Here is an 8,454-nt window from a genome sequence, read left to right as displayed (position 1 = left end):
AAATTTTCTCCTTCCCCCCGCGTCGGCCGGCCGGCCCTCCGGGCCTCCCCCGCCGCCCCCGCGGCGGCGGGCGGGGGGGGGGGGCGGCCCCCCCCCCCGGGGGGGCCCCCCCCCCCCCCCCCACCGCACAATGGCTGCCGCGCCCCCGGTGCCTGCGGTTCACGGCATGAGAAACGAATCCGTACGTCAAGTGCGTTGGCCCGCTTGTGTGATGGCGGTGCCCTTCCTCGGCTATGGCATCGGCAAGGCCGTCTTCGCCGCGCAGGGCAAGCTGGGGTTCCCGGGTGGCCCCGTGCTATCCGCCGCAGAGTACGAGCGCTACGCCGCCGGCGCCACATGCCGTCAGCGGTTACGGAGTTGTTGCAGGAATTGTGGGGTCCGGCACAGTGCTCGCTCCTGCCGCGATGGTGGGGTCGGGTCGTGGCGTACTTCTTGTTGGTTCTCGTTCCTGTGGGTCTGATCCTTCCGCTGGTCTTCGCGGGTCGGGCCGTCGGGGTTATGGCCCGGGCCGGGGGTTCGAAGCGTGCCGACAGCGCGGCTTGGCTGCGCACTGCCGGCTTCGCGTCGGCGGCGACTGCGGTGGGCGTGTACGCCTGGGGCCTGCTGCATGTCACCGGCGCGGTCGTGTCTGCCGAGGACGGTGGGACGAACTCGATCCCCATTCCGCCCTGCCGTACCGCGGGCTGGGAGTCCCGGGCGGAGGGGATCACCGGCTACCGGGTGGAGTACGTGCCCCTGCGGTTCGTGTGCGAGACCGACGACGTCGGCAACTACACCACCTCCGTCCCCGGCTACGTCAACCCGGTCTTCTTCCTCCTGGGCCTCGGAGCCGCCGTCTGCTTCACCGTCGTAGCCCTTGATTCCGACAGCAGCCGCCGGCAGACCGGTACCGGAACGTAGCCCGCCGCCCGTGACCCTCCGCACGCATCCTGTTGTCGTACCCGGCCACCACACCACGGTCCGGGCGGTCAGCCGGCGGCGGTGACCGCGACGAGTTCGACCTCGAAGCCGTCGTCGTTCTCCAGGTAGGCGGCATAGTGCTGTGGGCCGCCGGCGTGCGGGTGCCGGTCCGGGAACATCAGGTGCCAGCCGTGACGGATCGACTCCTCCGCGAGGCGCTCGACGGACGCCGCGTCCTCCACATGGAAAGCCAGGTGGTTCAGTCCCGGCCGGCAGCGGTCGTGCCGGTCGGAGGTGAGGGCCGGAGACCGTTCGACGACCAGGTACGTCGGCCCGAGCCGCCAGCTGCGGCCGTCGGCCCAGTGCTGGTAGGGCGTGTGGCCCAGGGCCTCCAGGAGCCAGCCGAGCGAGGCGATCGCACGGTCGAGGTCCGGCACCCACAGCTCGATGTGATGCAGCGTGCCGCTGACCGGCCCGCTCACGTGTAGAGCTCCCGGGCGCGGGTCAGGTCCACGGGTCCGTCCTGGGGCAGGGGCAGGAAGTGGTCCAGCTGCCACTCCTGTGCGCTGCCGGCCTGGCGGTTGGTGGTGGTCACCCAGGGCGGGTAGACGCGGAAGGCGCGCTTCCCGCCGGAGCCGTCCGTCGATACGACGCCGTGCCGGCGGAGCGCCTCCAGGGGGAGGACGAACTGGCCGAGGCGGTGACCGTCGCGGGTGCTGATGACGAAGAGGTCCACCGGGTCCGCGGCGTCGAACGGCTGGATGGGACCGGCCGGGGAGCGCTTCCAGACGGTGACGAACTGGCCGACCTTCGTGGGGGTGGTCTTCGCCGCGCGGAACCGGACGGCGCGGCCGTCCAGGGTGAAGGTGTGGGCGGCGTAGTCCGCGCCCTCGGCCTCCGGGACCGGCAGCGAGCAGGTGAATCCGCAGGGGTCGTAGACGAGCGCCTTCGCCGCGACGAGGTCCGCGTGGACCGTGGCCGCGGCGGTGTCCGACCACGGCTGGGGGTGGGGAGGGGATGGGTGTTCGCGGTGCGTCGTCATGCTTTCACCCTGTCACGGCCCGGACCGGGCCCGCGGCCCGAGGGCCGCCGCGCCGTGCCGCGGTCAGTCGAGGTCGATGTGGACGCTGGTGGACTTCACGCGGGCGACGGCCTGCACGCCGACCGCGAGTCCGAGCTCCTCGACCGCCTCGCGGGTCAGCAGGGAGACCACGCGGTGCGGGCCGGCCTGGATCTCGACCTGGGCGGCCACCTCGCCGAGCGTCACCGCCGTCACGATCCCGGGCAGCGCGTTGCGCGCCGAGGTGGCGGACTCGCCGTCGCCCTCGGCCGCCTCCTGGGCGAGCGCCACGCAGAAGGCGGCCAGATGCGCGCCCTCGATCATCCGCTTGTTGCCGTCCCGCAGGGTCGGGAAGCGGCCCGCGTCCGCCCACCGGCGGGCGGTGTCGGTGCTGACGCGGAGGAGTTGGGCGGCCTCGCCGATCGTGTAGAGCTGCACCCCGCAACTCTATGCCGCCGACGCCCCGGCCACGGCACGGGTCCGGCAGGGCTTCCCGGGCCTGTGCCGGGCGGGCTCATTGACTGCTGCGGATCTCGTCGATCCGCTTCGCCAGAGCCTCCGTCTCCGCGATCAGCCGCGCGTGCGCCTTCTTCTGCTCCTCGTCACCCTGGGCCCTGAACGCCCCGCTGAAGTGGGGTTGGAGCTGGGTCCACCAGCCGTAGTCCAGCATCGCCCACGCCTGGGGGCAGAGGGGGGCGCGGGTCTTCGGGAGATAGCCGCTGTCGACCAGGGACCGCTGGTACTTCTTCGGGTCGCTGCCCTCCAGGTAGCACAGGAAGTTGAAGGCCCGCTGCTGGGTGACGGGGTGGTCGCTCGACATGCCCTCCAGGGTCGGTGTGCCTTCCTTGCGGGCGATCTCGTCGAAGAGGATCGCGGCGGCCAGCGACGGGCCCGGCCCGACCTCGTTGACGGTGTAGAAGGACGCGAAGCCGTCGGCCGCGTCCTCTTCGAGGCCGAGGTTGGCCAGGAGGAACTGGCGTTGCAGGGCGTGGCCCATCTCGTGGCCGAAGATGAACTCGGTCGACAGCACGGTCAGGTCGTCGGTGTTGTACTCGGACGCGGGGAACGGGGCGGGCCGTTCGACGGTCTTCACGACGTCGGCGAGGGCCTTCTCGATGGCCGTCAGGAACGACGGCGGGATGAAGACCGTCCTGCCGTCGGGCTGGGTGACGGCGTCGGTGACGCCGGGCGGTACGTCCGCGGTGACCTTCACGACCATGTCGTGCGGGAGGGTGAGCGCTCTGTTCACCCAGTCGGCCGACCGCTCCAGCACGCGGGATTTCCGGATCAGCGCCACGGCCTCCCGGTCCGCCGGTTCGACCGTTCGGGCCTCGTAGACGACGGTGACCCTGCCGGAGCGCGCCGCCTGGGGGCGAGGTCCGGCTCCGGGCCCCTGCCCGGCGTCGCGGGCAGCGCCGCTGCACCCGGCCAGGACGACCCCGGCGAGGGCCAGCACGCCTGACAGGACGATGCGCGCCCTCTTCGGGCAATCGGCGGTGTTCGGCATCCTTGGTCGGCTCCCGTCGCGTGTTCCCGCACCGATCCTCCGGCCGTTCGGAGGCGGGTGCCCGTCGAGCGGCCCGTTCGGGGGTCACCGGCGGGCGGCCCACGACCGCGGCCGTACGGAGACCGCCGCCGGGCGGCGGTCGAGGAGCCGGGGCGCGCAGCGGACCCCGTACGGCGCCGGCCGCGGGTTGCCGCACGGCGTTCGCCCTCCTGGCGGCCACCGGCGGCCGCCCCGGATCGGTAGGCTGGAGCCGTCGGGCGTCTGCGACGGGGAGGTACGGGATGGGGACCACCGCGACCGGACCGCGCCCCGGCGCCGACCCGGGGCTGTACGGCCCGGCGTCCGTCACCTGGCAGTGCCACGGCGACCCGATGATGTGGATCGCCGGGATCCGGGCGCTCTACCTCCAGGCCCTCCACCCGCGCGCCGTCCGCGGGGTCATGGAGAATTCCGACTTCCGGTCGGACGCCTGGGGGCGGCTGCTGCGCACCGCCGACTTCGTCGGCACCCTCACCTACGGCACCACCGAGGCCGCCGAGCGCGCCGGCCTCCGCGTCCGCACGATCCACCGCAAACTGTCCGCCACCGATCCGGACACCGACGAACGCTTCCCCGTCGACGACCCCGAGCTGCTGCTGTGGATCCACTGCGCGCAGATCGACAGCTTCCTGCACGTACTGCGCCGCTCCGGCGTCCCCCTCACCGCCGCCCAGGCCGACCGCTACGTCGACGAGAACCGGGTGGGCGCCCGCCTCGTCGGACTCGACCCGGCCGGGGTCCCCGCCGACACCGCCGGGCTCGCCTCGTACTTCGACCGGATCCGCCCCGAACTCGCCGCCGGCCCCGACGCCCTCGCCGTGGACGACTTCCTGCGCGGCCCGCCGGTCCCTGCCCTCCTCGTACGTGGCCGAAACCTGCTGTGGCCGCCCATCGCCGGCCTGGCGTACGGTTCCCTCCCGGGCTGGGCGCACCAGCTGTACGGGCGGCCCGCACCGGCCCCGCGCGGCGTCACCCGGCGCATGCGCCTCACCGGGCGCGTACTGCGCAGCATTCCCGCAGGTCTACGCTGGCAGCTGCCTCCAGGTCACATCTTGAAAGCGATGCGTCGCATGGGCCCCGGGAGCCGCCCTTCGCCGTACACACTGCGTACATCAGCGGCCATACTGGACCGGCCGGGGAGGGCGTAGCACGAAAACGGGGGCGGCTTTAAGACATGGCGGAGTCCAGACTGATCCAGGGCCGTTACCGGTCGCTCGATCTGATCGGGCGCGGCGGTATGGGCGAGGTGTGGCGCGCCCGGGACGAATCGCTGGGCCGGCAGGTCGCCGTGAAGTGCCTCAAGCCGATCGGCGCCGAGCAGGACGCCCACTTCACCCAGGTGCTCCGCGAGCGGTTCCGGCGCGAGGCGCGCGTGGCCGCGTCCCTCCAGCACCGCGGGGTCACCGTCGTCCACGACTTCGGCGACGACAGCGCCGCGGGCGGCCCGCTCTACCTCGTCATGGAACTCCTCGAAGGCCGCAACCTCAGCCAGCTCCTGGAGGACAACGACACGCGCCCGCTCCCCGTGGACGTGGTCGTCGACATCGCCGAGCAGATGGCCGCCGCCCTCGGCTACACCCATGACCAGGGCGTCGTCCACCGCGACCTGAAGCCCGCCAACATCATGCGGCTCACCGACGGCACCGTGAAGATCTGCGACTTCGGTATCGCCCGCCTCGCCCACGACATCGGCTTCACCGCCAAGCTCACGGGCGGCGGCATGGCCATGGGCACCCCGCACTACATGTCGCCCGAACAGATCGCGGGCGGCGAGGTCGACCACCGCAGCGACCTCTATTCCTTCGGCTGCGTCCTGTACGAGATCGCCACCGGCGCCCCGCCCTTCGACCTCGGCGACTCCTGGTCGGTGCTGGTCGGCCACCGCGACAACGCGCCCGTACCGCTGCGCGAGCACCGCCCCGAGCTGCCCGGCTACTTCGACGAGGTGGTCCTGGACCTGCTCGCCAAGCGCCCCGAGGACCGGCCGGGCGACGCCCGCCACGTGCACCGCCGGCTCGTCGAGGCACGGCTGGGACCGGGCGGGCTGCCCGGCGCCCAGGCCCCGCTCCCGCCCTGGGCCCGCGGCATGACCGCCGGCCGCAAGGCGGGGATCGGCGCCCGGCCGGCGAGCGGCGAATGGGCCGTGCTCACCGGAGCCTGGACGGCCGCGCGCCCCGCCGGAGGTCCGCCGGTGCCGCGCCCGCGCGGCGCATACCCCCCGGTCCACCCCGGCACCACCACCATCGTCCGCCCCGCGCCCGCCGAGGACCCGCGGCTCACCGCCGCGTACGGCTTCCCGCGCCCCGCCGGCCCGCGGGGCAGCGGCCCCGACGCGCTCGCCGCCGGCCACGCGCGCGCGTACGCCCTCAGCCGCGCGGGCCGTCCCGAGGAGGCGCTCGCCGGGTACACGGCCGTGGCCGAAGGGCGCACGCGGGTACTCGGCGCGGACCACGCCGACACCCTCGCGGCGCGCCAGGAGACCGCGTACGAGCTGGGCCGGCTCGGGCGCCACCAGGAGGCGCACGACGTCTACCGCGCGGTGCTCGTCGCCCGCGAGCGGACCATGGGCCCGCTCCACCCCGACACCCTGCGCTGCCGGCACAACCTGGCCTGCGCGCTGGGTGCGCTGGGCCGGTACGCGGACGCCCATGCCACCGCCGCCGAGGTCGCCGCCGACCGGGCGGCCGTCCTGGGCGCCGAGCACGCGGACACCCTGCTGACCCGCTACGAGGCGGCGTACGCGCTCGGCCGCCTGGAGCGCTGGCAGGAGGCCCTGGTCGCCTTCCACGAGGTCGGCGTCGTACGGGAGCGGGTGCTCGGCCGCGACCACCCCGACACCCTGGCCGCCCGCTACGAGGTCGGCATCGCGCTCGGCCGCACCGGCAACAGCCAACAGGCCCTCGACCTGTTCCGGGGCCTGGTCCGCGACCGCACCCGCGCCTACGGGGTCACCGATCCCGAGACGCTGCGCGCCCGGCACGTCCTCGGGGTCAACCTGGGCCGTCTGGAGCGCTGGGCGGAAGCGGTGGCGGAGGCGCGCGAGGTGGCCGCCCTGCGCGCCGAGGTGCTCGGGCCCGAGCACCCGGACACCCTGGTCAGCCGCCGGGAACTGGCCGGAGGGCTGGGCCGGCTGGGCCGCTGGGACGAGGCGCTGCCCATCTACCGGGACCTCTCCGGCATCCGCGAACGGGCCCTCGGCGACGACCACCCCGACACGGTCCTGGCCCACGCCGACGAGGCGCACTGTCTGGAGCGGCTCGGCCAGGTGTGCTACCAAGAGCCATGACGACCTTCGGGCGGGACGTGTACGACGACGTGATCGTGGGCGGTGGGCACAACGGCCTGGTGGCCGCCGCGTACCTGGCCCGGGCGGGCCGCTCGGTGCTGGTCCTGGAGCGGCTCGGGAACACGGGCGGGGCGGCGATCTCCAGCCGCCCCTTCGTGGGCGTCGACGCCAGACTCTCGCGCTACTCGTACCTCGTCTCCCTGCTCCCGTCGAAGATCGTGCGCGACCTGGACCTGCGGTTCGCGGTACGCCGCCGCACGATCTCCTCGTACACGCCCACGGAGCGGGGCGGGCGGCCCGGCGGACTGCTCGTCGGCGGCGGAGAGCAGCGCACCCGGGAGTCCTTCGCGCGGCTGACCGGCTCGGAGCGGGAGTACGAGAGCTGGCGCGCCTTCTACGGGACCACCGGGCGGGTCGCCGAGAAGGTGTTCCCGACCCTGACCGAGCCCCTGCCCACCCGGGCGGAGCTGCGGGCCCGGATCGACGACGAGGACGCCTGGCGGATGCTCTTCGAGGAGCCCCTCGGGCAGGCAGTGGAACGGAACTTCGCCGACGACCTGGTCCGCGGGGTGGTCCTCACCGACGGGCTGATCGGCACCTTCGCGGACGCGCACGACCCCTCCCTCGCGCAGAACCGCTGCTTCCTCTACCACGTCATCGGCGGCGGCACCGGTGACTGGGACGTCCCGGTCGGCGGCATGGGCGCGCTGACGGACGCCCTCGCGGCGGCCGCCCTGGCGGCCGGGGCGGAGATCGCGACGGGCCACGAGGTGCTGCGGATCGACACGGACGGGGTCGCCCCGGCCGAGGTGGTGTTCCGTACGGCGACCGGGGAGGGCCGGGTCGTCGGCCGCACGGTCCTGGTGAACGCCTCGCCGCGGGCCCTCGCCGAACTCCTCGGCGAGACCCTGCCGGAGGGCGCGGCCGCGGCCGCGGCACCCGAGGGCGCGCAGCTCAAGGTCAACATGCTGCTGAGCCGGCTGCCCCGGCTCCGGGACACCTCGGTGGACCCGAGCGAGGCCTTCGGCGGCACCTTCCACATCGCCGAGGGCTACGCCGAGCTCGCCCGGGCCTACGCGGAGGCCGCCTCCGGCGAACTGCCCTCCGTACCGCCCTCGGAGATCTACTGCCACTCGCTGACCGACCCGACGATCCTCGGCCCGGAACTGGTGGAGCAGGGCTACCAGACCCTCACCCTCTTCGGCCTGCACGCTCCGGCCCGGCTGTTCGAGAAGGACAACCAGCAGGCCCGCGAGGTCCTGCTGACGGCCACCCTCGCGCAGCTCGACGCGCACCTGGCCGAACCGCTCACCGACTGCCTCGCCTTCGACGCGGACGGCCGTCCGTGCATCGAGGCGAAGACCCCGCTGGACCTGGAGCGCGAACTGCGGCTCCCCGGCGGCCACATCTTCCACCGGGACCTGTCCTGGCCCTACGCCGACGCGGGCGGCCGGTGGGGCGTGGAGACCGCCCACCGCAACGTCCTGCTGTGCGGGGCGGGCGCGGTCCGCGGCGGCGGCGTCAGCGGGGTCCCGGGGCACAACGCGGCGATGGCGGTACTGGGGCACTAGTCTTCTGAGTCTTGAATTCTGTGTAGATGTGTAGGCTTGGTCTATGGCGGGGATGGGGCGGCCGAAGGCCGAGTTGACGTTGTCGGACGAG

General features: G+C 73.7%; 8 protein-coding genes. 4 read left to right on the top strand and 4 right to left on the bottom strand.

The window, feature by feature from the left end; translation table 11 throughout:
- Positions 1 to 420 precede the first annotated feature (420 nt).
- On the top strand, positions 421 to 900 hold the full coding sequence (locus ACFY04_RS18205) for a hypothetical protein (protein ID WP_389117820.1): 480 nt from the start codon (positions 421 to 423) through the stop codon (positions 898 to 900).
- A 68-nt stretch (positions 901 to 968) separates the two neighbouring features.
- Here ACFY04_RS18205 and ACFY04_RS18200 read toward each other — a convergent pair whose 3' ends face one another.
- The 4 genes from ACFY04_RS18200 to ACFY04_RS18185 form a co-directional block, all read right to left on the bottom strand.
- Positions 969 to 1,382, bottom strand: a complete 414-nt coding sequence (locus ACFY04_RS18200; RefSeq protein ID WP_389117817.1) for a VOC family protein — start codon at positions 1,380 to 1,382, stop codon at positions 969 to 971.
- Positions 1,379 to 1,942 carry a MepB family protein gene (locus ACFY04_RS18195; protein ID WP_389117815.1) on the bottom strand — a complete coding sequence of 188 codons (564 nt, stop codon included), beginning with the start codon at positions 1,940 to 1,942 and terminating at the stop codon, positions 1,379 to 1,381. Before ACFY04_RS18195 ends, ACFY04_RS18200 begins: the two co-directional genes overlap by 4 nt.
- Positions 1,943 to 2,005: 63 nt before the next feature.
- The gene (locus ACFY04_RS18190) at positions 2,006 to 2,398 is read right to left on the bottom strand and encodes a molybdopterin-binding protein (protein WP_389117814.1); all 393 of its coding nucleotides are present in this window, start codon (positions 2,396 to 2,398) and stop codon (positions 2,006 to 2,008) included.
- Positions 2,399 to 2,474: 76 nt separating this feature from the next.
- Entirely contained in the window at positions 2,475 to 3,467 is a 993-nt protein-coding gene (locus ACFY04_RS18185; protein ID WP_389117813.1) for a DUF4344 domain-containing metallopeptidase, read from the bottom strand.
- A gap of 281 nt (positions 3,468 to 3,748) precedes the next feature.
- Here ACFY04_RS18185 and ACFY04_RS18180 point away from each other — a divergent pair, with 281 nt between their 5' ends.
- The 3 genes from ACFY04_RS18180 to ACFY04_RS18170 are packed head-to-tail and all read left to right on the top strand — an operon-like array spanning position 3,749 to position 8,363.
- A complete protein-coding gene (locus ACFY04_RS18180) occupies positions 3,749 to 4,654 on the top strand; it encodes an oxygenase MpaB family protein (protein ID WP_389117810.1) in 906 nt (301 codons plus the stop codon).
- Positions 4,655 to 4,680: 26 nt separating this feature from the next.
- Positions 4,681 to 6,792 (top strand): tetratricopeptide repeat protein, encoded by a 2,112-nt coding sequence (locus ACFY04_RS18175; protein WP_389117809.1) that lies wholly within the window; start codon positions 4,681 to 4,683, stop codon positions 6,790 to 6,792.
- Positions 6,789 to 8,363, top strand: a complete 1,575-nt coding sequence (locus tag ACFY04_RS18170) for a phytoene desaturase family protein (RefSeq protein WP_389117808.1) — start codon at positions 6,789 to 6,791, stop codon at positions 8,361 to 8,363. Before ACFY04_RS18175 ends, ACFY04_RS18170 begins: the two co-directional genes overlap by 4 nt.
- Positions 8,364 to 8,454: the final 91 nt, after the last annotated feature.

It is taken from the genome of Streptomyces sp. NPDC001549 (assembly GCF_042894025.1).
GTDB lineage: Bacteria > Actinomycetota > Actinomycetes > Streptomycetales > Streptomycetaceae > Streptomyces > Streptomyces kutzneri.
Note: the sequence above shows the minus strand (reverse complement) of the source record. Positions and strands in the feature narration are given on the sequence as shown.